The 24,298-nt window shown below is 73.2% G+C and carries 25 protein-coding genes; 12 read left to right on the top strand and 13 right to left on the bottom strand.

Going from position 1 to position 24,298, the window contains the following annotated elements:
* From DTB53_RS19445 to DTB53_RS19430, 4 genes are read left to right on the top strand one after another with little or no spacing between them, the layout of a single operon-like run.
* Window positions 1-1,311, top strand: coding sequence for a sensor histidine kinase (locus DTB53_RS19445; RefSeq protein ID WP_042496131.1), 1,311 nt, complete (start codon window positions 1-3; stop codon window positions 1,309-1,311).
* The gene (locus tag DTB53_RS19440) at window positions 1,308-1,985 is read left to right on the top strand and encodes a response regulator (RefSeq protein WP_012379077.1); all 678 of its coding nucleotides are present in this window, start codon (window positions 1,308-1,310) and stop codon (window positions 1,983-1,985) included. Before DTB53_RS19445 ends, DTB53_RS19440 begins: the two co-directional genes overlap by 4 nt.
* 43 nt (window positions 1,986-2,028) lie before the next feature.
* Window positions 2,029-3,207, top strand: a complete 1,179-nt coding sequence (locus tag DTB53_RS19435; RefSeq protein ID WP_012379078.1) for a DUF1266 domain-containing protein — start codon at window positions 2,029-2,031, stop codon at window positions 3,205-3,207.
* Window positions 3,204-4,382 carry a DUF1266 domain-containing protein gene (locus tag DTB53_RS19430; protein ID WP_012379079.1) on the top strand — a complete coding sequence of 393 codons (1,179 nt, stop codon included), beginning with the start codon at window positions 3,204-3,206 and terminating at the stop codon, window positions 4,380-4,382. The genes DTB53_RS19435 and DTB53_RS19430 overlap by 4 nt, the downstream gene beginning before the upstream one ends.
* Window positions 4,383-4,415: 33 nt before the next feature.
* Here DTB53_RS19430 and DTB53_RS19425 read toward each other — a convergent pair whose 3' ends face one another.
* The 5 genes from DTB53_RS19425 to DTB53_RS19405 form a co-directional block, all read right to left on the bottom strand.
* Entirely contained in the window at window positions 4,416-5,297 is an 882-nt protein-coding gene (locus DTB53_RS19425) for an NAD(P)H-binding protein (RefSeq protein ID WP_030702815.1), read from the bottom strand.
* Window positions 5,294-5,644, bottom strand: coding sequence for a DUF952 domain-containing protein (locus tag DTB53_RS19420; protein WP_003966354.1), 351 nt, complete (start codon window positions 5,642-5,644; stop codon window positions 5,294-5,296). Before DTB53_RS19420 ends, DTB53_RS19425 begins: the two co-directional genes overlap by 4 nt.
* 33 nt (window positions 5,645-5,677) lie before the next feature.
* On the bottom strand, window positions 5,678-7,270 hold the full coding sequence (locus tag DTB53_RS19415) for a choice-of-anchor A family protein (RefSeq protein ID WP_202549300.1): 1,593 nt from the start codon (window positions 7,268-7,270) through the stop codon (window positions 5,678-5,680).
* 115 nt (window positions 7,271-7,385) lie between these two features.
* A complete protein-coding gene (locus tag DTB53_RS19410; protein WP_012379082.1) occupies window positions 7,386-8,384 on the bottom strand; it encodes an NAD-dependent epimerase/dehydratase family protein in 999 nt (332 codons plus the stop codon).
* Between the two features lie 166 nt (window positions 8,385-8,550).
* Complete coding sequence (locus DTB53_RS19405) at window positions 8,551-9,504, bottom strand: LysR family transcriptional regulator (RefSeq protein WP_012379083.1); 954 nt, start codon at window positions 9,502-9,504, stop codon at window positions 8,551-8,553.
* A 316-nt stretch (window positions 9,505-9,820) separates the two neighbouring features.
* On the opposite strand from DTB53_RS19405, the gene snpA reads away from it, so the two are divergent.
* Window positions 9,821-10,474 (top strand): snapalysin, encoded by a 654-nt coding sequence (snpA, locus tag DTB53_RS19400; RefSeq protein ID WP_012379084.1) that lies wholly within the window; start codon window positions 9,821-9,823, stop codon window positions 10,472-10,474.
* Between the two features lie 185 nt (window positions 10,475-10,659).
* Here snpA and DTB53_RS19395 read toward each other — a convergent pair whose 3' ends face one another.
* The 6 genes from DTB53_RS19395 to DTB53_RS19370 all read right to left on the bottom strand — a co-directional run bounded on the left by DTB53_RS19395 (window position 10,660) and on the right by DTB53_RS19370 (window position 16,079).
* Window positions 10,660-11,016, bottom strand: coding sequence for a GntR family transcriptional regulator (locus DTB53_RS19395; RefSeq protein ID WP_012379085.1), 357 nt, complete (start codon window positions 11,014-11,016; stop codon window positions 10,660-10,662).
* Between the two features lie 2 nt (window positions 11,017-11,018).
* Window positions 11,019-11,987 carry an SdpI family protein gene (locus DTB53_RS19390; protein WP_030702823.1) on the bottom strand — a complete coding sequence of 323 codons (969 nt, stop codon included), beginning with the start codon at window positions 11,985-11,987 and terminating at the stop codon, window positions 11,019-11,021.
* Between the two features lie 146 nt (window positions 11,988-12,133).
* A complete protein-coding gene (locus tag DTB53_RS19385) occupies window positions 12,134-12,802 on the bottom strand; it encodes a DUF6304 family protein (protein WP_012379087.1) in 669 nt (222 codons plus the stop codon).
* A gap of 52 nt (window positions 12,803-12,854) precedes the next feature.
* Window positions 12,855-13,451 carry a GNAT family N-acetyltransferase gene (locus DTB53_RS19380; RefSeq protein ID WP_012379088.1) on the bottom strand — a complete coding sequence of 199 codons (597 nt, stop codon included), beginning with the start codon at window positions 13,449-13,451 and terminating at the stop codon, window positions 12,855-12,857.
* 89 nt (window positions 13,452-13,540) lie between these two features.
* Window positions 13,541-14,584: a family 2 encapsulin nanocompartment cargo protein polyprenyl transferase gene (locus DTB53_RS19375; RefSeq protein WP_012379089.1), complete on the bottom strand. Its 1,044-nt coding sequence runs from the start codon at window positions 14,582-14,584 to the stop codon at window positions 13,541-13,543.
* 88 nt (window positions 14,585-14,672) lie between these two features.
* Entirely contained in the window at window positions 14,673-16,079 is a 1,407-nt protein-coding gene (locus DTB53_RS19370) for a family 2B encapsulin nanocompartment shell protein (RefSeq protein WP_003966367.1), read from the bottom strand.
* A 176-nt stretch (window positions 16,080-16,255) separates the two neighbouring features.
* On the opposite strand from DTB53_RS19370, the gene DTB53_RS19365 reads away from it, so the two are divergent.
* The 3 genes from DTB53_RS19365 to DTB53_RS19355 all read left to right on the top strand — a co-directional run bounded on the left by DTB53_RS19365 (window position 16,256) and on the right by DTB53_RS19355 (window position 19,018).
* Complete coding sequence (locus DTB53_RS19365) at window positions 16,256-16,702, top strand: RrF2 family transcriptional regulator (RefSeq protein ID WP_030702831.1); 447 nt, start codon at window positions 16,256-16,258, stop codon at window positions 16,700-16,702.
* 132 nt (window positions 16,703-16,834) lie between these two features.
* Window positions 16,835-18,031, top strand: coding sequence for a globin domain-containing protein (locus tag DTB53_RS19360; protein ID WP_012379091.1), 1,197 nt, complete (start codon window positions 16,835-16,837; stop codon window positions 18,029-18,031).
* A gap of 51 nt (window positions 18,032-18,082) precedes the next feature.
* Window positions 18,083-19,018, top strand: a complete 936-nt coding sequence (locus DTB53_RS19355; RefSeq protein WP_012379092.1) for a 1-aminocyclopropane-1-carboxylate deaminase/D-cysteine desulfhydrase — start codon at window positions 18,083-18,085, stop codon at window positions 19,016-19,018.
* Here DTB53_RS19355 and DTB53_RS19350 read toward each other — a convergent pair.
* Window positions 18,994-20,595, bottom strand: coding sequence for a Na+/H+ antiporter (locus tag DTB53_RS19350; protein ID WP_003966372.1), 1,602 nt, complete (start codon window positions 20,593-20,595; stop codon window positions 18,994-18,996). The genes DTB53_RS19355 and DTB53_RS19350 overlap by 25 nt on opposite strands.
* Before the next feature lie 35 nt (window positions 20,596-20,630).
* Between DTB53_RS19350 and DTB53_RS19345 the strand changes: the two genes are divergently transcribed.
* The 3 genes from DTB53_RS19345 (at window position 20,631) to DTB53_RS19335 (ending at window position 22,490) form a co-directional block, all read left to right on the top strand.
* Window positions 20,631-20,891, top strand: coding sequence for a UBP-type zinc finger domain-containing protein (locus tag DTB53_RS19345; RefSeq protein ID WP_003966374.1), 261 nt, complete (start codon window positions 20,631-20,633; stop codon window positions 20,889-20,891).
* Window positions 20,892-21,123: 232 nt separating this feature from the next.
* Window positions 21,124-21,537, top strand: a complete 414-nt coding sequence (locus DTB53_RS19340) for an ATP-binding protein (RefSeq protein ID WP_003966375.1) — start codon at window positions 21,124-21,126, stop codon at window positions 21,535-21,537.
* Window positions 21,534-22,490 carry an RNA polymerase sigma factor SigF gene (locus tag DTB53_RS19335; RefSeq protein ID WP_003966376.1) on the top strand — a complete coding sequence of 319 codons (957 nt, stop codon included), beginning with the start codon at window positions 21,534-21,536 and terminating at the stop codon, window positions 22,488-22,490. Before DTB53_RS19340 ends, DTB53_RS19335 begins: the two co-directional genes overlap by 4 nt.
* 38 nt (window positions 22,491-22,528) lie before the next feature.
* Here DTB53_RS19335 and DTB53_RS19330 read toward each other — a convergent pair whose 3' ends face one another.
* A complete protein-coding gene (locus DTB53_RS19330) occupies window positions 22,529-22,978 on the bottom strand; it encodes a hypothetical protein (RefSeq protein WP_003966377.1) in 450 nt (149 codons plus the stop codon).
* A 164-nt stretch (window positions 22,979-23,142) separates the two neighbouring features.
* On the opposite strand from DTB53_RS19330, the gene DTB53_RS19325 reads away from it, so the two are divergent.
* Entirely contained in the window at window positions 23,143-24,111 is a 969-nt protein-coding gene (locus DTB53_RS19325; RefSeq protein ID WP_003966378.1) for a diacylglycerol/lipid kinase family protein, read from the top strand.
* Window positions 24,112-24,298 lie beyond the last annotated feature (187 nt).

The following is a 24,298-nucleotide window of genomic DNA, read 5'->3' as shown; positions in this document are numbered from 1 at the left end:
GTGGGGGCGGTGGCGTCATCGAGGGGGGCCCGGCTGCGGGCGGCGGTGCGCCGTGCGCCGCGTGCCCTGTACGAGGAGTTGTGGGCCGCGCCCGCCGACCGGGTGCCGCGCATGGGCGAGCCCGACGTTCCGGTGTGGCGGCCGTCGCTGCTGGTGCTGTTGATCATCGTGGCCGCCTGCTTCGCGGTGCCCCGTACGAACGAACTGGCCGTGGACGCGACCGACGGGGTCAGCGGGTGGGCGGTGCTGGCCGCGCTGGCGCAGTCCGCGGCGCTGGTGGCCGGGATGATCCGGCCGGTGGGGGCCTGGTGGGCGGCGACGGCCCTGTCGGCGGCCACGATCCTGGTCACCGAGCCCGTGATGAGCCAGGACCGGCTGTTCCCCTGGAGCATCATGGGGATGGCGTTCCAGGGCGGGGCGCTGTTCCTGCTGGCGCTGCGGGTCCCCCTGCGCCGCGCGACGGGTGCGCTGGCCCTCACCCTGCTGACGGGGCTGGCCCTCACCCTGCGCACCACCCAGCCGCACAACCTCGACCTCGACCGCTCCGCGCCGGTGTTCGTCGTCGCCCTGGTCCTGGGCGCCGCGCTGCGCAGCCTGCGCCTCGCCCGCAAGGACCTCGTCGTCCAGGCCGAGCTGACCGCCGAGGAGCGTGCCCGGCGGACTCTGCTGGAGGAACGCGGCCGGATCGCCCGCGAGTTGCACGACGTGGTCGCCCACCACATGTCGGTGATCTCCATCCAGGCGCAGGTCGCCCCGCATCTGGTGGAGCACCCCACCGAGGAGCTGCGGGAGAATCTGGCCGGCATCCGTGAGAACGCCCTCGAAGCCCTGGCCGAGCTGCGCAGGGTGCTCGGCGTCCTGCGTTCGGAGAGCGCCCCGTCGGGGAGTGCGCGGCACGCACCGCAGCCGGGCCTCGACGGCCTGGACGGCCTGCTCGCTACGGTGCGCTCGGCCGGTCTCGCCGTCTCCTTCTCCGCGACGGGCGACCCCCGCCCCCTCCCGCCGGGCGTCGAGCTGTCCGCGTACCGCATCGTGCAGGAGTCCCTGAGCAACGTGCTGCGCCACGCGCCCGGGGCGAGCGCCGATGTGGTGATCGGCCACCGGCCCGCCGGGGTGACCGTCCGGGTCGTCAACTCGCCGCCGGACCGGCCGGCCGCCCCCTCCCCCGGGGTGCGTCACGGTCTGCTCGGCATGCGCGAACGCGCGGCGATGCTCGGCGGTGAGCTGGCCACCGGCCCCACGCCCGGCGGTGGCTGGGAAGTCACCGCGATCCTGCCCACCGGCACCGAGTCGACCGAGGACGCCCCATGACACCGCCGCCCATCCGCGCCGTGATCGCCGACGACCAGATGATGGTCCGCCAGGGCTTCACGGTCCTGCTGAACGCCGAGCCGGACATCGAGGTCGTCGGTCAGGCCGTCAACGGGCTCGACGCGGTGGCCAAGGTCGCCGAACTCGCCCCGGACGTCGTCCTGATGGACATCCGGATGCCGGAGCTGGGCGGTATCGAGGCGACCCGGCGGATCACCTCCGCCGAGGGCTCGGCGGTGAAGGTGCTCGTGCTGACCACCTTCGATCTCGACGAGTACGTCTACGAGGCGCTGCGCGCGGGCGCTTCGGGCTTCCTGCTGAAGGACGCCTCGGCCGACGAACTCGCCCACGCGGTACGGGTGGTGGCGGCTGGCGACGCGCTGCTCTCCCCGAACATCACCAAGCGGCTCATCGTGGAGTTCTCCCGGACGGCCGGGGCCCCGCGCCCGCCGCTGAAGGCGCGGGTCGGGGAGCTGACGGAGCGCGAGACGGAGGTGCTGACGCTGATCGCCGGCGGCCTGTCGAACGCGGAGATCTCCCGGCAGCTGATCGTGGCGGAGCAGACGGTGAAGACCCATGTGGGCCGGATCCTGGTCAAGTTGGGCGTCCGCGACCGGACCCAGGCAGCCGTGTTCGCGTACGAGTCGGGGCTGGTGCGCCCGGCCGGGCTCTGACCGCCCGTACCGGGCCCGGTGCCCGTTTCGTAGGATCGGCTCCGTGAGAACGGGGAACGGGGCGGGAACAGCGGGCGGCACGGCGGTGGCGCCCACGGAGATCGAGCGCGCGCTGTCCGCGGCCGTGGCGGGCGGCGAGGCCGACGCGGTCGTGGAGTTGCTGGCGCGGACCCGGCTGTACGTGCTCGGCGCCCGGCTGCACGCGGACATCCCCGGCTGGACGGCCCCCCTGCCCGCGATCCGCGACGAGGCCTCCGGGCGGAGCTGCGTCCCGGTCCTGACCCAGGGGATGCTGCCGCCCTGGCACCCGGAGTGGGTCTTCCGCGAGGTGAGCCTCGGTGAGCTGGCCCGGCTCTGGCCGTACGACGTGCGCCGGCTCGCGGTGAACCACGGCACCCCGTACGCGGCGATGGTCGACGCCCGGCCCAAGCGGCTGAAGGCCTGGGCGAGGGCGGACGAGCTCTCCGGCGGGGCCCGGCGGGGCGTCCTGCTCACCGACGTCGGCGGGCCGCTGCACGGGCCGCTCGCCCACGGGCTGGCGCTCGGCGCCCATCTGGCGGTCACCAACGGCCTGATCTGGAACCGGCTGGGCGCCGCCTACGAGGACTACGCGACCGACCGGGCCCGGCTGCGCAGCCCGTGGGGCATCCCGCACCGCGCCGAGTACCGCGACCGCCTCGCCTCCCTGATGAAGAACCAGCTGGTCGGGCGTGTCCAGGAAGCCGTCCTGCGGACCCGGCACACCCTGGCGCACCGGCTGGGGCGCACCCCGACGCACGAGGAGTGGTCCGACGCGGTGGCCCGTGCCTTCGCCGCGCGCGACGCGGAGGACCGGGCGGCGGCGGACCGGGCGCTGCGACACGTCACCCGGTACGAGGAGAGGTTCCAGGCCGACGGCGTGCTCGCCCCGGAGGGCCGCGTCGACACCCTGGCCGCCTTCGACCTGGGCCGGGCGGTCAACGTCGTGCGGCTCGCGCTCGGCGCCCGGTACGTCGATCCGCAGGAGGCCGAGCAGGACGTGCTGCGGCTCGGCGGGCTCGCCCGGGCGGCCTACTCCTCGTGGGCGGACTTCTCCCTCGGCTACCTCATGGCCCGGGTGGTCCACCGGGCCGAGGACGACGGGCCGGAGGCGGCGGAGCCCACGTACCGGCAGTCGCTCGACGAGCACCGCGTCCTCGTCCAGGACCCCACCAGCCCGTACCGGAACATCGCGTGGTCATGAACCCGATGCACCCGAACCACCCCCCGGCTCCCCCGGCGCCCTGGGTCCCGCCGTCCGAGACCGAGCAGCTCCTCCACGAGGCGGCGCTGCGCGGCGACCTCCGGGCCCGACTGGCCGCGCTGGCGGGGACCGAGCTGTACATCCCGGCGCCGCGCGCCGAGGTGGACGCCAGGCCCGACACGGTCACCTGGCGCGCGCACCACGACCCGGCCGGCTTCGTCTGCCGGCCGGTGCTCACCCGGGGGATGCTGCCGGCCTGGCATCCTGACTGGGTCTTCCACGGGGTCTCGCTGCGCTGGGCCGCCGAGTTCGGCTGGTCCGACCCGGGCGTCCTCCTGGGGGTGAACGTCGGGACGCCCGGCCAGTTGCTGCTGCCGACGGGCCCGACGGACCTGGCGCTGTGGCAGCGCGCGTACGCGGAGAACGACCGCCTCCCGGAGAACCGGCTGCTCGCGCTGCGCCACGGGGCGCTGCACGGGCCGCTGGCGTACGGGCTGGCCTGCGGGGCGCACCTGGCGATCGGGAACGCGGTGCCGTGGAACGAGGTCGGGACGGTCTGCCGCGACTACACCGCCGAGCGCGATCAGCTGCGCGACTCCTGGGGCATCACCGACCACGCGAAGTGGCGCAGGCAGCTGGACGTCCTGCTGGAGGCCCGCAACAGTCCCCCGGAGCCGGACTTCGTGCTGCGGGCCCGCGAGCGGTTGGCGGCCGGGCTCGGCGAGCTGCCCTCGGCCGATCTGTGGCGCGAGACCGCCGCCGGGCACGCCCAGGACCTCGGGGCCGACGCCGACACGGTGAAGGTCATCGAGGACCTGGTGCGCCGGATCACGCGCTACGAGTCGCGGTTCCGCGCGGACGGTCTGCTGCCGCCGGACGGCCGGGTGCACACGACGGTCGCGTACGACTACGGGCGGGCGGTGAACCTGGCGCGCTGGGGGCTGTCGGCCCGCTACTGCGCACCGGCCGACGCGGAAGCGGCGATCGTGTACGCCGGGGCCCTCGCCAAGTCGGCCCACCGTTCCTGGGAGGACTTCTCGGCGGGGTACGCGCTGGGCCGGGTCCTGCGGTTCGACGAGGAGGAGTACGGGCGGTTCTACGAGCAGAACGTCCTCGCCCACCGTCTGCTGGCGGAGAGCGAGGGCAGCCCGTGGCGTCACATCCCGTGGCGGTGAGGCGGGCCGCCGCGCCCGTGCGGGGCCTCCCGGTCAGCCGCCCGCCAGCAGGTGGCGGTAGCTGTCCGGGTTCTCCACCAGGAACTGCGCGAAGCTCTTGGCCGGGTGGCCGGTGAGCGCGGGCACCGCGTCGGAGACGGCGGACAGCTCCCCGTTGGCGATGGCCTCGTACGAGGTGACCCAGCCGGCCACCTCCCAGTCCTCCGCCCCGTAGCCGGCCCGGGAGGCGTAGGCCTCCTCGCGGGTCTCGGGGACGTAGACGACGGGCCGCCCGGTGACCCGGCTCAGTTCGTCGGCCGCCTCGGCGAGGGTGAACGCCTCGGGGCCGGTGAGGTCGTAGACCCGGTCGTCGTGGTCCGTGCCCTCGTCCAGCAGCACGGCCGCCGCCGCGTCGGCGATGTCCTCGTGGGCGACGGCCGCCACCCGCCCGTCGCCGCCGGGCCCGCGGAGCACGCCGTCGGTCCCGGCCATCGCGGGCAGCCCGGCCAGATACCAGTTGTCGCGCAGGAAGGTGTGGCGCACCTCGGCCGTGCGGATGTGGGCCTCGGTGTCCCAGTGGTCGCGGGCGAAGGTGAACGTGGCGTCGGGCGCGGCACCCTGGAAGGACACGTACACGATCCGCTCCACGCCCACCGCCACGGCGGCGTCGACCGCGGTGGTGTGCTCGCGGACCCGGTAGGGGCTCTCGTGGGCGGAGACCAGGAACAGGGTGTGGGCCCCGTCGAGGGCCCGGCGCATGGCCTGTGCGTCGCCGTAGCGGGCGGCGGGCGCGTGGTCGGCGCCGGGCAGGTCGGGCAGCCGGTCGGGGTCGCGGCCGAGGAGCCGTACGGGTACGCCGGTCCGGGCCAGCCGTCGGGCGACCCGGCCGCCGACGGCTCCGGTCGCTCCGGTCACCGCGATGAGGGGGCCGATCACTGGGGTTCGTCTTCCTCTCGTCGTCCTCCGTCCCAGGACCGCACCTCCACGACGGCGCTCACCGGGAGCGGTCCGTACAGGTGCGGGAACTCCTCGCCGCCGGGCTTCATCGCCTCGTACCGGACGGGGTCGGCGAGGCGGGCGGGGTCGACGACCAGGACCACGAGGTCCCGGCCGTCGTCCCCGTACAGCATCCGGGCCACCCCGGGGAGTTGGTGGGGCAGCGAGAGGTGGATGAAGCCCTCCTCCTGGAGGGTGCGCCCGCGGGTGGACATCTCGTACGTCCCTGTCCCGCGGGCCGCCTCCCAGTGAGGTGCTTCGGCGAGGTGCAGCAGCGGCTCGGTCATCGAACCACGCTAACGGTCGGTGCTCCGCGCCCGCTAGAAGGTGCGGCGACGAGCCCTGCGCGTGGCCACGAGCACGGTGCCGCCTGCGGCGACCAGCGCTGCCGCGATGGATCCGATGATCCATTCGCCGCCCCGGGAACCGGTGTCGGGCAGCTCACCCGGGTGGCTCGGCGAGTGCGTGGGGTGCGGCGTGTGCCCGGTGGGGGTCGGGGTGGGCTCGGTGGGGGTCGGCGTGGGCTCGGTGGGAGTCGGGGTCGGCTCCGTCGGCGTCGGCGTGGGCTCGGTGGGGGTGGGAGTGGGCTCGGTGGGAGTCGGGGTCGGCTCCGTCGGCGTCGGCGTGGGCTCGGTGGGAGTCGGGGTCGGCTCCGTCGGCGTCGGGGTGGGCTCCGTCGGCGTCGGCGTCGGCTCCGTGGGAGTCGGCGTCGGCTCCGTCGGCGTCGGCGTCGGCTCCGTGGGAGTCGGCGTCGGCTCCGTCGGCGTCGGGGTCGGCTCCGTGGGAGTCGGCGTGGGCTCGGTGGGAGTCGGGGTCGGCGTGGGCTCCGTCGGGGTCGGCGTCGGCTCCGGCGAGCAGGACGGGAGGTCGCCGTCGAAGGGGTACGCGTGGATCTCCTGGCCGCCCGAGGCGCCCGACGAGGTGTGGGTGAGCGAACCCGCCGTGTAGAAACGCCCGTTGGTGCCGCTCATGCTGAGCACGGTGGTGCTCGTCGGCTGGCCCACCAGCACGCTGCCGTCGAACTGGGCCGGGCCGCTCATGGTCAGGTCGGTGGCGTCCGGGAAGTTCCACAGCAGGTTCTCGCGGAGGCCCTCGTTGGGGAGCGCGCCCGCGAACGAGGCGACGCTGCGGGTGGAGCCGTAGACGTTGACGAGGACGGTCGCGCCCTCCGGGATGCCGTTGAAGACGAACCCCGTGTTGCCGCCCGCCTCCGACTCCAGGTCGGCGTCCACGTCGAAGATCTGGATCGCGGAGGAGCCGTCACCGGTGAACGTCATGACGTCACCGGTCTTCACCCAGGTGCCCGTCGCCTCCCGGTGCTCGTCGCCGTCGTACGCGTAGCACCGGCTCGCCTCGGTGAGCTGCGGGCGCAGCCCGGTGTACGGGGCGGCCGCGTCCTCGTCGAAGCGCGGGGCGGTGGCGGGCTCCACCGTGCCCGTGAGGTCACCGGCGTACGCGACGCGGCCGGAGTGCGTGCCCTCCTCGGCGAGCAGGCGCTCGCCGTCGGCGATGGTCACGTCGCCGCCCGCCGTCAGGTAGTCGGAGCCGTCCGGCGGCGGCACCCGCGAACCGACGCCCGCGATACCGACGTTGTAGATCTGCGAGACCCCGTCCCGCTTGTCCATGTCGAACCGGCCGAGGGTGACGACCTTCCCCTCCGCCTCGGCCGCCGCCTCCCGGACCAGGAAGTCCCCGCCGACGTAGACGTTGATGTTGCTGTCGAAGTTGGTGACCGGGCCGTTGTTGGGGTCGTTCCAGCTGGGCGGGCATGAGCTGCCGAGGCAGGGTCCCAGTCCGCCCGGCAGCGGATCGGCACCCGCGGCCGGGGCCAGCACGCCCACCATCGCCGCGGCCGTGGCCACTGTCACTGCTGCCCGGATTGCGTTGCCGCGCCTGCGCGCCTTCTGTTCCATGCCGCGCAATATGCATGGTTAACACTTTGTCAGTTTGTATGACACGCCGCCTTTGTCCCTTTGTATAGGCCTATAGGGGGTTTCTTCGGCGGAAAACGTGCAGCTGGGCGGGGCGTCAGAGAGCCAGCAGCTTCGCCTCCAGCCGGGGATCGAGGCCGACGGCCGGGCGGTCGGGGCGCCGGGGCGCCACGCCACCGAGGCCGCGCAGCCAGGTCCAGGTGTCCGCGACGGTCTCCGCGGCCGGGCGGCAGCGCAGTCCCGCCGCGTACGCCCTGGTGGAGTCGCCCCGGTGGAGCGTGTCGTACAGCTCCCCCGGCGGGAGCCAGATCGGCAGGTCGGTCCAGGGCTCGACCCCGGCGGCCAGCAGGACCTCCGGTTCGGTCCAGCGCAGCTCGGCGTCGGACCCGGTGACGCGTACACAGGACTCCAACAGCTCTCCCGTGGTCGTGTGGCCGGGGCGGCTGACGGTGTTGTACGCGCCGTGCAGCCCGCCCGCCGCCGCGTCCAGGATCCAGGCCGCCAGGTCGCGGGCGTCGATGTACTGGAGCTCGGTCCCGGGCCGCCCGGGAGCGATCACCGGTCCGCCCCGGGCGATCCGCGACAGCCACCAGGGCAGCCGGCCGATGTTCTCGCCGGGGCCGATGATCAGGCCGGCCCTCGCCAGCAGGGCCCGGTCCCCGAAGGCGTCGAGGGCGGCCAGCTCACCGCCGCGCTTGGCCCGGTCGTACGGCACGCCCGCGCCGTCGTCGGGCGAGGCGCCGGCCACCAGCGGGCCGTCCTCGTCGAGCCCCGGGGCGGCCGGGTGGGCGTAGACCGAGCGGCTGGAGACGTAACTGAAGTGCCCGGCCCGGCCGGACAGCAGACGGGCGGCGTCACGGACGGCGGCGGGCGCGCCGCTCCAGGTGTCGACGACCAGGTCCCAGTCCCGCACGCTCTCCGCGAGTGCCGCGAGTCCGCGCTCGCCCGCGGTCCGGTCCCCGGTCAGCGTCCGCGCGCCGGGCGGGGGCGCGTGGCGCCCCCGGTGGAACACCGTGACGTCCCAACCCCGCGCGAGCGCGGCATCGGTGACCGCCCGTCCGACGAACTCCGTACCGCCCAGCATCAGAAGCCTCATGGAGCGACTCTGCCCACCCGCGGGCGGCGGGGGAACCCGGGCACGCTGTCAGCAGAACGGGGAACCTTCCGTCGCCGAGAGTCCGGGGCGGGTCCGGGGGCCGAAGCCGGAGCCGGGGGCCGGGGCTCCGGCCCGCGGGGCGCCGCCGGCGCGAGCGGGCAGCGGGTCAGGGCGTGCGGGCCAGCGGGGAGCGGTGGCGCAGCAGCCACTCGTGGTAGCCGCTGGCCCGTCGCGCCGCGTCCCGGTAGGCGTCCTCCAACTGCGCGTACACCACGGCGATGTCCGTCCCCGGCCGGGAGACCAGCAGCAGCCGCACCGCGAGCGGGTCCCCCAGCAGGGGGCGGATCACCATGTCGTCGCGCGGTCCCGACGTCGGCTGGCAGGGTGCGACGGCCTCGCCGAGCACGACCAGCGAGGCGGCGGTGAGGTAGTCGCCGTGCAGGACCGGCGGATTGAGCCCGGCGGCGCCGAGCACCCGGCGCACCCCGTCCCACTCGCCGTCCACCGTCGGATCGACCATCCACGGGTCGCCCGCCAGGTCCCCGAGCTCCACCACTCGACGGCGGGCCGCGGGGTGGTCGCGGGAGAGCGAGATGAACTGCGGTTCCCGTTCCACGAGGACGCGCTGCTCCAGGCGCTCCGGCACGGCGAGCGGGGAGCCCTCCACCTCGTGCACGAAGGCGACGTCCAGGCGGCCCTCCTCGACCGAGCGCAGCAGCGCGTGGGCGGAGACGTCGACCCTCAGCGAGATGTCGGTGCCGGGCAGGGCGACCCGCAGCCGGCGCAGCCAGCCGCCGATGACCCGGCTGGCGGTGGAGCCGATGCGCAGCCGGGATCCGCTCGGCCGGGCGGCCTCGGCCTCCGCCAGCGCCTCGGCGACCAGGTCGTTCATGCCGTCCACGAGGGGCCGTGCCCGGCTGAGGACGGCCCGCCCCAGGGAGGTCGGCCGGCAGCCGGTCCGTTCGCGGCGGAACAGTTCGGCGCCGAGCACGTTCTCGATCCGCCGGAGCTGGGTGGTCAGGGAGGGCTGGCTCACGCCGAGGCGCCGGGCCGCCTGATGCAGGCTGCCGGCGTCGGCGATGGCGCAGAGCGCCCTGAGGTGCCTCACCTCCAGCTCCATGCAGCGGAGACTATGACTGCCGCACGCCCCGCACCAGACGTCGCAACCCGGCCAAACGGCGGCAATTCAGGGAGTGTTGGGCCCACAGACATGTGACGATGCCGTGCCGGTGGCGTGCACATGGCATGCCCACGGGCCGCTGACGTGCGCAGAGAGAAGCCGCCCGGCGGCGATAGGGCGGCGCTATCGCCGTTCGACATCATCCCCGGTGACTGTGTGCTGCACCACACTCTTCCCCGTACCGCCCCACGCCTTGTCCGCCCAGCGGACACCCCCACGGCGCGGGTTCGATCGGACAGGTAGGAGAAATCCCCCCATGAGACACCTCAGGACCGCTGTCGCCACCGCCGCCGCCGGGCTCGGCCTCGTCGCCGCTCTGGGCACCGCACCCGTCGTCGCTGCCGCTCCGGCACCTGCCGCCCCCTCCTCCACCACCGTCGCCGCGTACAACGGTTCGGGCGAGAACGCCGCCGCCAACCGCGCCTTCCTCGACGCGGTCATGAAGTCCGTCGCCGAGAAGCGCGCCGCCAACCCGGGCATCAAGGCCGTCACGGTCACCTACGACGCGTCGGGCGCGCCGTCCTTCAGCGGCGAGATAGCCAACAGCACGCGGATCTGGAACAGCTCGGTCTCCAACGTCCAGCTCCAGGAGGGCTCCGGCGCGGACTTCACGTACCGCGAGGGCAACGACCCCCGCGGCTCCTACGCGAGCACCGACGGGCACGGTCGCGGATACATCTTCCTGGACTACGCCCAGAACCAGCAGTACGACTCGACCCGGGTCACCACGCACGAGACCGGGCACGTGCTCGGGCTGCCGGACAACTACTCCGGTCCGTGCAGCGAGTTGATGTCCGGTGGCGGCCCCGGCCCGTCCTGCACCAACTCACAGCCGGACGCCAACGAGCGGGCCCGGGTGAACCAGCTGTGGCAGAACGGCCTGGCCGCGCTCGCCCGCTCCGCCTCCTGACACCGGTACGCACCGGCAGTCCGGCGGAGGACGGCCGGTCCCGTGTCCCGGGACCGGCCGGCACCCCCCACACGACAGAGGACCGTTCCGCGGGCGGAACGGTCCTCTGCGCGGTCCGCGCCCGTGGCCTGCCGGGCCGCGCACCCCTCCGTACCCGTGCGCGCCCCTCCACGCCCGCGCGCGGGTCAGGCGTTGAGCTCGCCGCGGACGAGGGCCAGCAGTTCGTCCTCGGTCATGCCGAGGTCCCGGGCGTCCGCGACGGCTTCGCGGACGTGCTCCAGCAGCCGGGCCCGCTGCGGCGAAGCGCCCGCGGTGATGGCCGCACCCCGGCCGCGGCGCAGCTCGATGAGCCCTTCCTCGCGGAGCCGTTGGTAGCCGCGCAGCACCGTGTGGACGTTCACGCCGAGGGATTCGGCGAGCACCCGGGCGGCGGGCAGCCGCTCGCCCGGGGCCACCGCGCCCTCGGCGACCGCGCGGCGGACCGAGGCGGCGATCTGGTCGCCGAGCGGAACGGTTGAGGTCGGATCGACCCGGAACAGCATGGTCAGCGCCCCGTCCGCTGCCGGTCGAGCAGCGTGTTGAGCAGGGCCGCGCCGGTGGCCGAGTCGTCGACGGTGACGGCGAACTCGCGGCCGCTCGTCAGGCTGACGACGATGGCCTCGCCCGAGCGGGTGATGACCCCGCTGCGCTCGGGGCGGATGCGATAGCCCCAGCCGCCGTACTCCGCCAGCGCGTTGACGGCGCGGCTGTCCGCCCCCGCCATCCGCTCCAGCGGCACCCGCACCCGGGGCCGGGGCAGCAGGCCGGAGACGGTGAGGCCCCGCCGGTCCACGGTGACGTGGGGGCGACAGAAGGTGCCCGCCACCAGGCCGAGGAGGAGGAGCGGGCCCCCGATGAACCAGTTCTGCGCCAGGCCGACGGTGACGCCGGCCGCCAGGAGCACCAGCACGGCGACCGGCACCCACCACGCGCCGATCCCGCGCGCCCAGCCGGCCACCTCCCCGTCGGCGAGCACGATCCGGTCCCGGCTCGCCGGGTCCCGGTCGCGGGGGTCCTCGGGTGCGGGGACGAGCCGGGACGCGGCCAGGCCGAGGGCTCCGGCGAGGACGGCCGCCCCGAGGGCCACGACGATGTGCCGGAGCGGGAAGCCGTCCACCGGCCCGCCCTCGGGGGCGTCCACGTTGACGAACAGGACGGCGGTCAAGAGGTAGCCGAGGAACGCGGCGACGGCGAAGCCCCCGCCGATGAACCACCGGTGGGAACGGCCGTAGAGCTTGCCGTTGACCCCGATGAAGGCCCACAGCGCGCCGAGCACGAGCAGCGATGTGGCGGTGTAGAGGAGATGGGCCCCGACGCCCATGTAGCCGTCGGCGGTGCCGCCGGCCTCGAAGTGGACGGCCAGCCGCGCGGGCAGCCGGTCCTTGACGGTCATGTGGACGGCGAGTTCGGCGAGGAGAGCGAGGACAAAGGGCAGGGCCGCGAGAGTTGCGCGGCCAAGGTTCTTGCTTGTCATGGAAAACCTCCGTTGTTCGCATGCTAGTAGAACAATGAGGTGTGAGCAACGGGGTGACGCACGTCCGCCCCGTACCGGGCACGGCACGGGGCGGACGCGGAACGGGGCGGAGCCGGTTACGGACGCGGCTGCGGGCGGCCGCCAGGTCAGGCGAGTTCCAGCGGGAAGGCTCCCCGATGGCCGGTGCCCGCCCCGTCGGCCGGGCGCACCTCGAACTCGCGGCAGCTCCAGACCTCCTGGACGAACCCGGAGCGCTGGTCCCACAGGTCCAGCACGTCGTCCTCGCCCGCCGAGCCCCGATAGGCGTCCTTGGCCCCCCGGAAACAGGCGAGCCCGCCCGAGAAGCCCCGGCCGGGGGCCGGGAAGTAGTCGGAGAAGGCGCAGGCGATACAGGTCTGGATCCGGACGCCGTCCGGGAGGACGCGCTGGACGGCCGTCAGGGCGGCGTTGAAGTCGCGCTCGGCGCGGGCCGATTCGTACACCGCGCCGTCCAGGTGGAGCGCGAGGTGGAGGTCCGGGTCGACCCGGCGCAGGGAGAGCAGGCAGCTGAGCGTGGCGTGCCGGAGCGTGCCCCCGACGAGCACGGGCAGCGGCAGATCCCACTCCAGTACGCAGTCGGTGAGCGCACCGTCCGCGAGGGCGAACATCCCGCTCTCCGGCGGCATGCCGGCGACCGGCCCCAGGTCGTCGAAGCTATCGCCCTCGAAGTCGACCCCTCTGATCCGGATCCGGAGCTGCCGCCCGTCCGTGGTGAGAACGACGGCGTCGGAACCCTTGTTGTCCCGGTACCAGCCGGCCCACGACTCATCTGTCATGAGCAGGGACTGTAGCCCCTGCGCCGACCGGCTTCCGTACCACCCTCCGGGTTCAACCCCCTTGGGGTTCGCGCCACATGGGGTACATTGGCGGGCCGTCCGGCAGGTCGACGGCGTGCCCGAGGAAACGGAAGCCGAGCCGCTCGTACAGCGCCCTGCTCCGGGCGCTGCTCGCCTCCAGATAGGCCGGCAGCCCTTCCCGGTCGCAGCGCTCCAGCTCCGTCCCGATCAGCTCCGCGCCGATGCCCTCCCCCTGACGGTCGGGGGTGACGCCGATCATCAGCAGGTAGGCGTGGGCGCGGTCGTGCGGGTGGACCGCTCCGGTGAGCCTGCCCACCAGTTCGCACCGCTCGTTGTCGGGGTCGGCGGTCCGCCGCATCAGGGCGGGCGTGGGGTCCTCCCCCTCGGGGGCCCCGGCGGGCACCGGGAGCCAGAGCGCCACCGCGGCCCCGTCCTCGGCGATGTCGATCCGGCCCTCGGCGAGGGCGATGTCGACGAAGACGCCGAGGAACCTGCCGTGGACCGCGCGCCGGTGCGCCTCGTCGGGGAACACCCAACCGCTGACCGGGTCGCGGTGGAAGGCCTCCTCCATGACCGAGACGACCAGCTCCCGGTCGCGCTGCTCCGCCCGCTGAATCCGCAATCCCATGACCGGCTGCCGCCCCTCCGTGCCGTTCTGACTCAACCCACCTCCGGAATACTAGAGTTGACGGAAGGGCGCCGGTCGCACGTGGTGGGTCAGCTGGTCCTGCGGGTGACGAATTCGGCCAGGGCCAGCAGATCGCCGGCCGCGCTCGGGTCGGGGACCGCCCGGGAGAGGTGGTGGACCGCGCGGGCCATCCGGTCGGCCGCGGAGACCTGGGCCCAGTCCCGGCCGCCGGCCCGGTCCACCGCGTCGGCCGCCCGGCTCACCTCCCCGGCGGTGGCCATGGGCCCCCGGTAGAGCGCGGCCAGCTCGGCCGCGGCCGGGGTGCCCGAGGTGAGAGCGGCGACCACGGGCAGGGACTTCTTGTGGGCGGCCAGGTCGGCCCCGACGGGCTTGCCGGTGCGGTCCGGGTCGCCCCAGATGCCGATCAGGTCGTCGATGAGCTGGAACGAGAGGCCGGCCTCCCGCCCGAACCCGTCCATCGCGCGGACCGCCCGGTCCTCCGCACCGGCGTAGAGGGCTCCGAGCGAACAGGCGCAGCCAAGGAGCGCGCCGGTCTTGGCGGTGGCCATGGTGAGGCACTCGTCGAGCGTGACCTCCTCGGGGCCGCGCTCCTCGAAGGCGCAGTCCGCCTGCTGGCCCGCGCACAGCTCGATGATGCAGGAGGAGAGGCGGGCGACCGCGCGGGCGGCGGCCGGGTGCGGGTCCTCGGCCAGCAGCCGCTGGGCCAGGGCGAGCATGGCGTCACCGGTGATGATGGCGTCCGGGATGCCGAAGACCGCCCAGGCGGTGGGCCGGTGTCTGCGGGTGGTGTCCTCGTCGATGACGTCGTCGTGGAGCAGGGTGAAGTTGTGGGCGAGCTCCACGGCGACGGCGGCCCGGACGGCGCGTTCGGGATCGCCGCCCAGCGCACTGGCCGCGGCCAGCACCAGGGCCGGCCTGATGGCCTTGCCCGCCTGGCCCGCGGCCGGGGTTCCGTCGGCGTTCTCCCAGCCGAAGTGGTACATCGCGACGCGGCGTATGCCGCCGGGCAGCGACTCCACGGCCGTTCGTAGATGCGGGTCGACGGCGGCACGGGTGCGCTCCAGGAGCGCCGCGGCCTCGTGCCCTTCCGTCGCTGCGTCCGTACTGGTCATGGTCACGGTCACTCCCTGGGCGAGGCGGTGGGGTGCGGATCCGGGGGCCGGGCCGGCGGCTGCCGCCCGGCCCCCGGGGTGAACCGGGTCAGTGCCGACGGCCGACCTCGACGTTCTCCAGCACTCCGAGGGCGTCCGGCACCAGGACCGCGGCGGAGTAGTACGCCGTCACGAGGTAGGAGATGATCGCCTGCTCGTCGATCCCCATGAAACGGACCGAGAGACTCGGCTCGATCTCGTCGGGGATACCGGTCTGCTGGAGGCCGATGACCCCCTGCTCGGCCTCTCCGGTCCGCATGCAGATGATGGAGGTGGTGCGGGCGTCGGAGACGGGGATCTTGTCGGACGGGAAGATCGGCACCCCGCGCCAGGCCTGCACGTGGTGGCCGCCGACGTCGACGCTCTCCGGGACCAGGCCGCGGCGGTTGCACTCGCGGCCGAAGGCGGCGATGGCCTTCGGGTGGGCGAGGAACAGCTTGGATCCGCGGCGGCGCGAGAGCAGTTCGTCCATGTCGTCCGGGGTGGGCGCCCCGTCGTGCGGCTGGATCCGCTGCCCGTAGTCGCAGTTGTTGAGCAGTCCGAACTCCCTGTGGTTGATCAGCTCGTGCTCCTGGCGCTCGCGCAGCGCCTCGACCGTGAGCCGCAGCTGCTGCTCGGTCTGGTTCATCGGCTGGTTGTAGAGGTCGGCGACCCTGCTGTGCACCTTCAGCACCGTCTGGGCGATGCTCAGTTCGTACGCGCGCGGCGCCGCTTCGTAGTCGACGAAGGTGTGCGGGACGACCGCCTCCCCCACGTGGCCGGCGGAGAGGTCGATCGCCGCCTCGCCGTAGGGGTTGGTCCGCTGCTGCGGGATGGAGAGCTGACCGGCGAGATGGTCCCTCAGCGGTGCCGCGCGCTCCGCGAGGCTGTACACGTCGGCACGGCTCAGGGTGAGCAGCGTGCACGGGGTGACCGCCCGGGCGGTGTACTCCCAGACGGCGTCGCCGTCGATCAGGCTCCGGTCGCCGAAGTACGCGCCGTCGGCGAGGACCCCGAGCTCCGTCTCGTCCCCGTAGGGGCCCGATCCGACCTTCGCCACCTTGCCGTGCGCCAGCAGGAAGACCCGGTCCGCCGCGTCCCCCGAGGAGGCGAGCACCTCGCCCGCGGCCACGTCCCGCTGCTCGCACCTGCGGGCGAGCTCGGCGAGCACCTCCTCGTCGCCGAACGTCCGCAGGGCGGGCAGCTCCCCCAGCTCCGCGGGGATGACCGAGACCCGGTCCCCGGTCTGGACGAAGGTCACCCGGCCGTCGCCGACCGCATAGCTGAGCCGACGGTTCACCCGGTACGTACCGCCCTGTACCTGCACCCACGGCAGCGTCTTCAGCAGCCACCGCGAGGTGATCTCCTGCATCTGCGGCGCGGATTTGGTGGTCGTCGCGAGGTTCCGCGCAGCCGCCGTGCCCAGACTCTGCTGCGGTGGCGTCTGCGTGTCGCGAACCTCTTCACCAACGGACATCTGACGTCCTTTCGATCTTGGGCTGACCTGCGTGCAAAAGCCTTTCAGCAGGAGGATCGGGTCGCCATTACACAAAAGAGTGCGACTAATCCGCCTTCGGTCGGGGCACGTTGCCCCTCGTCGCCCGGCGGACCACTTAAGTTGCATCAAGGATGCAACTTATCTACGGTGGACCCATGCGGCTGACGAGATTCACCGACGTGGCGCTCCGCGTCCTCATGCGACTGGCGGTCGCGGACGGCCGGGAGCCGCCGACCACCCGCGAGGTGGCCGCCACCATGCGGGTGCCGTACACGCACACCGCGAAGGTCGTCGCCAGGCTCCAGCACCTCGGCCTCCTCGACGCCCGCCGCGGCCGGGGCGGCGGACTCACCCTGACCCCGGCCGGCCGCTCCACGCCGATCGGCTCGCTGGTGCGGGAGCTGGAGGGACCGGAGGAGGTCGTCGAGTGCGAGGGCGACACCCCCTGCCCGCTCCGTTCCGCCTGCCGGCTGCGCGGAGCCCTGCGCGGGGCCCAGGAGGCCTTCTACGCGGCCCTGGACCCGATCACCGTCACCGACCTCGTCGCCTCCCCCACCGGCCCCCTACTGCTGGGCATCGGCAGCGGCCCGCCGCCCGACTGAGCCGCCGCCGCACCCCGCCCCGGACGCGCGAAACACATCCACCCCACCACGGGGCGCCGCACGCCCGAAAATAAGCATCACACATACCAATTACCGTCCGGCAGTACACCCCACCCCGAGGAGCCCCCTTCCATGCTCTCCGCCCGGTCCACCGCCACTGTCCGCGCCACCCTCCCCGCCGTCGGCGCGGCCATCGGGGACATCGCCGACCTCTTCTACGAGAAGCTTTTCGCCGCCCACCCCGAGCTGCTGCGGGACCTGTTCAACCGGGGCAACCAGGCCTCAGGCGACCAGCGTCGGGCGCTCGCGGGCTCCATCGCCGCCTTCGCGACCCAGCTGGTCGAGCGGCCCGGCACCCGGCCGGACGTGATGCTGGACCGGATCGCCCACAAACACGCCTCGCTCGGGGTGACCCCGGAGCAGTACGAGGTGGTGCACACCCACCTGTTCGCGGCCATCGCCGAGGTCCTGGGCGACGCGGTCACCCCGGAGGTCGCCGCCGCCTGGGACGAGGTCTACTGGCTGATGGCGGGCTCCCTGATCGCCGTCGAGGAGCGCCTCTACGCACAGCAGGGCGTCCTGGCCGGCGATGTGTGGCACACCTGGGAGGTGACCGCCCGGGTCGAGGAGACCGAGGACGTCGCCACCTTCCTGCTGCGCCCCGCCGGGGACACGCCCACGCCCGCCTTCCGGCCCGGCCAGTACGTCTCCGTACAGGTCGAACTCCCGGACGGCGCCCGCCAGATACGCCAGTACAGCCTCTCCAGCGCCCCCGGCTCCCGGCTGCGGTCGATCACCGTGAAGCGCGTGCGCGGCGAGGGCTCGCCCGACGGCGAGGTCTCCCGGCACCTGCACGAGCACACCCGCGCGGGCGATCCGCTGCGCGTCTCCGTCCCCTACGGGGACCTGGTGCTCGACCACCTGGACGCGCCCCTGCTGCTGGCCTCGGCGGGCATCGGCTGCACCCCCATGCTGTCGATGCTGGAACACCTCGCCCAGGAGGGCCACAGCGGCCCGGTCACCGTCGTGCACGGCGACCGCTCACCGGCCGGCCACGCCCTGCGCGCCGACCACGTCCGCCTGACGGAGAAGCTCCCGGAGGCCGAGGCGCACTTCTGGTACGAGACCCCGGACGCCGCCCACCCGGCGAACCGCACCGGCCTCGTGGACCTGGCGGACATCACCGTACGACCGGGGACGCACGCCTATCTGTGCGGCCCGCTCCCCTTCATGCGGGCCGTCAGGGCCCAGCTGCTGGAGGCGGGCGTACGGCCGGCCGACGTCCACTACGAGGTGTTCGGCCCGGACCTCTGGCTGGCCTCTTCCTGACCGGCCCACGACGAACCAGCACGCCCCAGGAGGGCGACGGGAGAGGCGACAATGGGGAGGGTGACCCCGTCCGCAGACCTCTCCCGCGCACTCCGGCCCCGCCTCCCCTCCCCCTTGCAGGAGGTCCGCGACGAACGCTTCGCGCGCCACGGGGTGCGGCTGTTCCTGAAGCGGGACGACCTGATCCACCCCGATCTGCCGGGCAACAAGTGGCGCAAACTCGCCCTCAACCTGGAGGCCGCCGCCGGACGCACCGTGCTGACGTTCGGCGGCGCGTACTCCAACCACCTCCGGGCCACCGCGGCGGCCGGGCGGCTGCTGGGGTTTCCCACCGTCGGCGTCGTCCGCGGTGACGAGCTGGCGCGCCGGCCGCTCAACCCGTCGCTCGCCCGGTGTGCGGCCGACGGCATGCGGCTGCACTTCGTGGACCGTACGACGTACCGGGCGAAGGCCTCCTCCGAGGTCCTGGAGGGGCTGCTGGGGCTGTTCGGGGACGTGGTGGTCCTCCCGGAGGGCGGCAGCAACGCCCTGGCCGCACAGGGCTGTACGGCGCTGGGGCGCGAGGTGGCCGGAGAGGTCGATGTGGCGGCCGTGGCCTGTGGGACCGGCGGCACCCTGGCCGGGCTCGCGGCCGGGCTGGATCCCGGGCAGCGGGCGCTGGGCGTGCCGGTGGTCGGCGGCGGCTTCCTGGGCGAGGAGGTGGCGCGGCTCCAGCGCGAGGCGTTCGACGGCCCGGCCGGGGACTGGTCGCTGGAGGAGCGCTTCACGTTCGGCGGTTACGCCCGTACGACCCCGGAACTGGCCGCCTTCACCGACGGCTTCGAGGACCGGCACGGGCTGCCCGTGGAGCGCGTCTATGTCGCCAAGCTGCTGTTCGCGCTGACCGCACTGGCCGAGGAGGGGGCGTTCGCGCCGGGCACCCGGCTGGCCGCCGTGATCACCGGCGCCCCGGACGCGCCGCTTCAGGAATCGTCCGTCTCCCGGTAGGCCGCCGCCTCCTCCAGGTCCAGCCGGCGCAGCAGCGTGCGCATCATCTCGTCGTCGATCCGCCGCTCGTCCCGGAGCCGGACGAAGACCTCGCGCTCGGCCTCGATCATCTCCCGCGACAGCCGCCGGTAGGTGTCGTCCGCCGACTCCCCGGTGACCGGGTCGGCGGCGCCCAGCCGCTCCCACACGGCGTTGCGGCGGCGTTCCAGCACGCTGCGCAGCCGGTCCGCCAGCGGTGGCGGCAGGCTGTTGCGCGGGTCGGCGAGCAGTCGGTCCAGGCGGGCCTCGGCGACCTCGGAGGCCTCGCTCTGGGCCTGCGCCTCGATGAGCGTGACGGTCTGCGGGTCGGGGCCCGGCAGCTTCAGCACGCGCACGAGGACGGGCAGGGTGAGGCCCTGGATCACCAGCGTGCCGATGACGGTGGTGAAGGTCAGGAACAGCACCAGGCTGCGGGCCGGGAAGGGTTCGCCGTCGTGCGTGACCAGCGGTACGGAGAAGGCGACGGCCAGCGAGACGACCCCGCGCATCCCGGCCCAGCCCACGATGAGCGGGGCGGTCCAGTCGGTGCCCGGTTCGCGTTCCCGGACGCGGCGCGAGAGCCACCGGGGCAGATAGGTGGCCGGGTAGACCCAGACGAAGCGGACCACGACGACGGCCAGGAACACGATGGCCGCGTAACCGGTGGCCTCCCACACGCCGAACGAGCCGAGCCCCTTCAGGACGAACGGCAGCTGGAGCCCGATCAGGGCGAACACCGCGGACTCCAGGACGAACGCCACCATCTTCCAGACGGCCGCCTCCTGAAGACGGGTGGCGAAATCGACCTGCCAGGAACGGTGGCCCAGATAGAGGGCGACGACGACCACGGCGAGCACACCGGAGGCGTGCACCCGTTCGGCCGCGGCGTACGCCACGAAGGGGATCAGGAGGGAGAGGGTGTTCTGGAGGAGCGCTTCCCTCAGGTGGGTGCGCAGCCAGTGGAGCGGCACCATCAGCAGCAGCCCGACGCCGACCCCGCCCACCGCGGCCAGCAGGAACTCGCCGATCCCGGCGCCCCAGCTCATCCCCTCCCCCACCGCGGCGGCCAGCGCCACCTTGAACGCGGTGATCGCCGTGGCGTCGTTCACCAGGGACTCGCCCTGGAGGATCGTGGTCACGCGGGAGGGCAGCCCGACCCGGCGGGCGATGGCGGCGGCCGTCACGGCGTCGGGCGGGGCGACGACCGCCCCCAGCACCAGTGCGGCGGTCAGCGGCAGGTCCGGGATGATCCGGTACGCCAGCCAGCCGACCGCGACGGTCGCGAAGAGGGTGTAGCCCACGGAGAGCAGGGCGACCGGCCGGACGTTGGCCCGCAGATCCAGGTAGGAGCTGTCCACGGCCGCCGTGTAGAGCAAGGGCGGAAGGAGCAGCGGCAGCACCACGTGCGCGTCCAGGTGGTACGTCGGCACTCCGGGCAGATAACCGGCCACGAGCCCGGCGGCGACCAGGACGAGCGGGGCGGGCACCGGGGTGCGGCGGGCCGCGCCGGCGACCGCCGCACTGACCGCGACCAGGGCCACCAGCGGCAGCGCGTCCATCCCACCGTCCTCGGATCCGTCGTAACCTGCCCATCATGAGCGAGTGTGCGCATGTAGCGGATCTGCCACGCCCCGAGCCCGTGCCGCTCGGCGAGACGTGCCCCGAGTGCCTGGAGGCGGGCACCCACCCCGTGCAACTGCGGCTCTGCCTGACCTGCGGGCACGTCGGCTGCTGCGATTCGTCGCCGCTGCGGCACGCCACCGGACACTTCCGGGCGACCGGTCATCCCGTGATGCGGAGCTTCGAGCCGGGTGAGAGCTGGCGCTGGTGCTTCGAGGACGGTTCGATCGTCTGACGCCTGGGTACGTCAATGCGGCGCCGGTTCTTCGCAATTGGACGCCGCGACCCCCTAGCCACTGTGCGTACGCATGGGCTTACCATGAGTGATGGTCGGGGTATGGGGTCCGTACGACACGGCATCATGGATCCGATAACGTCGCCGAGCCGAAGAACCGTCGACGGACCGCATGGCTCCGGGCCACCCTTCCCGGAACCTCGAAAGAGTTTGTGCCACCTTGGAGGTGAGGGTGTCCCAGATCGCAGGCGAGCCCGGGAATCAGGACTTCGTGGAAGTCCGGCTGCCCGCTGCGGGTGCCTACCTGTCGGTGCTGCGAACGGCCACGGCCGGCCTCGCAGCGCGTTTGGACTTCACTCTCGACGAGATCGAGGATCTTCGCATCGCGGTCGACGAGGCCTGCGCGATCCTGCTCCAGCAGGCCGTGCCGGGCTCCGTCCTCAGCTGCGTCTTCCGACTCGTCGACGACTCCCTCGAAGTGACGGTGTCGGCGCCCACCACCGACGGTCGGGCGCCCGAGCGCGACACCTTCGCCTGGACGGTGCTCTCCGCACTGGCCGGCAAGGTCGACTCCACGGTCGCCGACGACCGTACGGTCAGCATCAGCCTCTACAAACAGCGCGGCGCGGGCCCCGGGCCGGCGTGAGCGACGGGAACGGGGACGGTCCTGTGCGGGACGAGACGATCCGATCCGGGGTGGTGCGGCCGGCAGGCATCCCGGAGCAACAGGCCCGGCCGCATCCGGTGGACGGAGCGGACGGGGCCGAGAGCATCGACGTCGCGGTGGAGCAGCAGTCGCAGGCAGGGCGGGCGGGCCAGATGAGCGAGCACGGGCACCACGATCCACACGACCGCAGCGGGGCCCGGGCCCTCTTCTTCGAGTTGCGGGAGCTGCCCGACGGTTCGGCCGAGAAGGCCGAGCTGCGCAACAGACTGGTGCGGATGCACCTGCCGCTGGTGGAGCACCTGGCCCGCCGCTTCCGCAACCGCGGGGAGCCGCTGGACGACCTGACCCAGGTGGCCACGATCGGGCTGATCAAGTCCGTGGACCGGTTCGACCCGGACCGGGGCGTGGAGTTCTCGACGTACGCCACCCCCACGGTGGTCGGCGAGATCAAGCGCCACTTCCGGGACAAGGGCTGGGCGGTGCGGGTGCCGCGCCGCCTCCAGGAGCTGCGGCTGTCGCTGACCACGGCCACCGCGGAGCTCTCCCAGCAGCACGGCCGCTCGCCGACGGTGCACGAGCTGGCCGAGCGGCTGGGCATCTCCGAGGAGGAGGTGCTGGAGGGCCTGGAGTCGGCCAACGCGTACAGCACGCTCTCGCTGGACGTGCCGGACACGGACGACGAGTCGCCGGCCGTCGCGGACACGCTGGGCTCGGAGGACGAGGCGCTGGAGGGCGTGGAGTACCGGGAGTCGCTCAAGCCGCTCCTGGAGGACCTGCCGCCGCGCGAGAAGCGCATCCTGCTCCTGCGCTTCTTCGGGAACATGACCCAGTCGCAGATCGCCCAGGAGGTCGGTATCTCGCAGATGCACGTCTCCCGGCTGCTGGCCCGCACCCTCGCGCAGCTGCGCGAGCGGCTGCTCGTCGAGGAGTAGGCGGGGAGGAGCGGGCGAGCCGGGCGGCGCCCGTCGGCTCAGGCCCCGGGGGTCGTCCCGGGCCCGCGGCGGATGCCCAGGATCCGGGTGGTCGCCGGGTTGAGGACGAGCACGAGGCCGGTGACGGCGACCGCCGCCAGGACGATCCCGGTGGGGATCAGCGCGCCCTGCGAGCGCAGCAGCGTCCAGGCCACCGGCAGCGCCATGATCTGGGTGATCAGCGCGGGCCCCCGGCTCCAGCTGCGCAGCAGCAGCAGTCCGCGGGCGGCGATCAGCGGGATCGCGCCGAGCGCGACCAGCGTGATCCCGACCGTCTCCGCCTGCTGGGTGCTCTCCAGCTTCCCGAGCAGCCCCATGACGAGCATGTAGACGCCGCCGAGGGCGAGCGCCAGGCCTTCGAGGGCGTTGACCCCGGCGAGAACGGTGATCCTGACCGGGCGCTCCGCCGCGGCGGGCGACGGAGTGGAGGGGGTCGCTTGAGTGCTCACGCCCTTCAGGTTGGCATCCCGGGGGCCCGGAAGTGAAGCCGGGGTGTGCGAAGGGCCCCCCGTCCGGGCCCGCGGCCCGGGACGCCCGGTCACGCTCCGTCACCGGCCCGGAGCGCAGCGAACCGGGACCACGGCGCCGAACCGCGGTAGGTAGGCTGGCGGTCATGCGCGCACTCCTCGTGGTCAACCCAGCTGCTACCACCACCAGTGCCCGCACCCGCGATGTGCTCATCCACGCGCTGGCCAGCGAGATGAAGCTGGAGGCGGTGACCACCGAGTACCGGGGGCACGCGCGGGACCTGGGACGGCGGGCCGCGGACAGCGACGACATCGATCTGGTGGTGGCCCTCGGCGGCGACGGCACGGTGAACGAGGTCGTGAACGGGCTGCTGCACCGGGGCCCGGACGTGGACCGCCTTCCGAAGCTCGCGGTGGTCCCCGGCGGATCCACCAACGTCTTCGCGCGCGCCCTGGGGCTGCCGAACGACGCGGTGGAGGCGACCGGCGCGATCCTGGACGCCCTGGAGAACCGGACCGAACGCACGGTCGGGCTCGGACTGGCGGCCGGCACCCCGGGAACGGAGGACGAGTCCGTCCCCGAACGCTGGTTCACTTTCTGCGCCGGTCTCGGATTCGACGCCGGAGTCGTCGGCCGGGTCGAACAGAAACGCGAGGGCGGAAAGCGTTCGACCCATGCCCTGTATGTGCGCCAGGTGGTGCGGCAGTTCCTGAACGAGGCCCACCGCAGACACGGGCAGATCACGCTGGAGGTGCCCGGCCAGGAGCCGGTGACCGACCTCGCGCTCTCCATAGTCTGCAACACCGCCCCCTGGACCTACCTGGGCAATCGCCCGGTCTACGCCTCGCCGAAGGCCTCCTTCGACACGGCGCTGGACGTCCTCGGGCTGAAGCGTCTGTCCACTCCGGCGGTGGCCCTCTACGGCACCCAGCTGCTCACTTCGAGCCCCGAGAAGGGGCCGCGCGGCAAGCACGCCGTTTCACGGCATGACCTCACGGACTTCACCTTGCATTCAAAGGTTCCGCTGCCCTTCCAGATGGACGGCGACCACCTGGGACTGCGTACGAGCGTGACGTTCACAGGCGTACGCCGTGCACTGCGTGTGATTGTGTGAGTGGAAGGGCCTAAAGTCCTTTAACTCGAACGTTTGGACTGGCCCCCACCCCTAAGAAGTGCGGCTGTGACCTAGTCGACACCGAGGAATCAAAAAAAACTTTCCAGAAGGGGTTGTATCCGCCGCCGAGGTTTGCGAATCTCTACATGGCGATCGGGACGGCCCGCAACACCGGCCCCCATGAGAG

The sequence above is a fragment of the Streptomyces griseus genome (assembly GCF_900460065.1).
Lineage (GTDB): Bacteria > Actinomycetota > Actinomycetes > Streptomycetales > Streptomycetaceae > Streptomyces > Streptomyces griseus.
The sequence above is the reverse complement of the archived record's forward strand: the minus strand, read 5'-3'. Positions and strand labels throughout refer to the sequence as shown.

What these genes read in the sequence shown, in the direction of transcription:
- DTB53_RS19440 (WP_012379077.1), top strand. Translation starts at nt 1,308, where the DNA reads ATGACACCGCCGCCCATCCGCGCCGTGATCGCCGACGACCAGATGATG.
- DTB53_RS19430 (WP_012379079.1), top strand. Translation starts at nt 3,204, where the DNA reads ATGAACCCGATGCACCCGAACCACCCCCCGGCTCCCCCGGCGCCCTGG.
- DTB53_RS19420 (WP_003966354.1), bottom strand. Translation starts at nt 5,644, where the DNA reads ATGACCGAGCCGCTGCTGCACCTCGCCGAAGCACCTCACTGGGAGGCG.
- DTB53_RS19415 (WP_202549300.1), bottom strand. Translation starts at nt 7,270, where the DNA reads ATGGAACAGAAGGCGCGCAGGCGCGGCAACGCAATCCGGGCAGCAGTG.
- DTB53_RS19410 (WP_012379082.1), bottom strand. Translation starts at nt 8,384, where the DNA reads ATGAGGCTTCTGATGCTGGGCGGTACGGAGTTCGTCGGACGGGCGGTC.
- DTB53_RS19405 (WP_012379083.1), bottom strand. Translation starts at nt 9,504, where the DNA reads ATGGAGCTGGAGGTGAGGCACCTCAGGGCGCTCTGCGCCATCGCCGAC.
- snpA (WP_012379084.1), top strand. Translation starts at nt 9,821, where the DNA reads ATGAGACACCTCAGGACCGCTGTCGCCACCGCCGCCGCCGGGCTCGGC.
- DTB53_RS19395 (WP_012379085.1), bottom strand. Translation starts at nt 11,016, where the DNA reads ATGCTGTTCCGGGTCGATCCGACCTCAACCGTTCCGCTCGGCGACCAG.
- DTB53_RS19390 (WP_030702823.1), bottom strand. Translation starts at nt 11,987, where the DNA reads ATGACAAGCAAGAACCTTGGCCGCGCAACTCTCGCGGCCCTGCCCTTT.
- DTB53_RS19385 (WP_012379087.1), bottom strand. Translation starts at nt 12,802, where the DNA reads ATGACAGATGAGTCGTGGGCCGGCTGGTACCGGGACAACAAGGGTTCC.
- DTB53_RS19380 (WP_012379088.1), bottom strand. Translation starts at nt 13,451, where the DNA reads ATGGGATTGCGGATTCAGCGGGCGGAGCAGCGCGACCGGGAGCTGGTC.
- DTB53_RS19375 (WP_012379089.1), bottom strand. Translation starts at nt 14,584, where the DNA reads ATGACCAGTACGGACGCAGCGACGGAAGGGCACGAGGCCGCGGCGCTC.
- DTB53_RS19370 (WP_003966367.1), bottom strand. Translation starts at nt 16,079, where the DNA reads ATGTCCGTTGGTGAAGAGGTTCGCGACACGCAGACGCCACCGCAGCAG.
- DTB53_RS19365 (WP_030702831.1), top strand. Translation starts at nt 16,256, where the DNA reads ATGCGGCTGACGAGATTCACCGACGTGGCGCTCCGCGTCCTCATGCGA.
- DTB53_RS19360 (WP_012379091.1), top strand. Translation starts at nt 16,835, where the DNA reads ATGCTCTCCGCCCGGTCCACCGCCACTGTCCGCGCCACCCTCCCCGCC.
- DTB53_RS19355 (WP_012379092.1), top strand. Translation starts at nt 18,083, where the DNA reads ATGGGGAGGGTGACCCCGTCCGCAGACCTCTCCCGCGCACTCCGGCCC.
- DTB53_RS19350 (WP_003966372.1), bottom strand. Translation starts at nt 20,595, where the DNA reads ATGGACGCGCTGCCGCTGGTGGCCCTGGTCGCGGTCAGTGCGGCGGTC.
- DTB53_RS19345 (WP_003966374.1), top strand. Translation starts at nt 20,631, where the DNA reads ATGAGCGAGTGTGCGCATGTAGCGGATCTGCCACGCCCCGAGCCCGTG.
- DTB53_RS19325 (WP_003966378.1), top strand. Translation starts at nt 23,143, where the DNA reads ATGCGCGCACTCCTCGTGGTCAACCCAGCTGCTACCACCACCAGTGCC.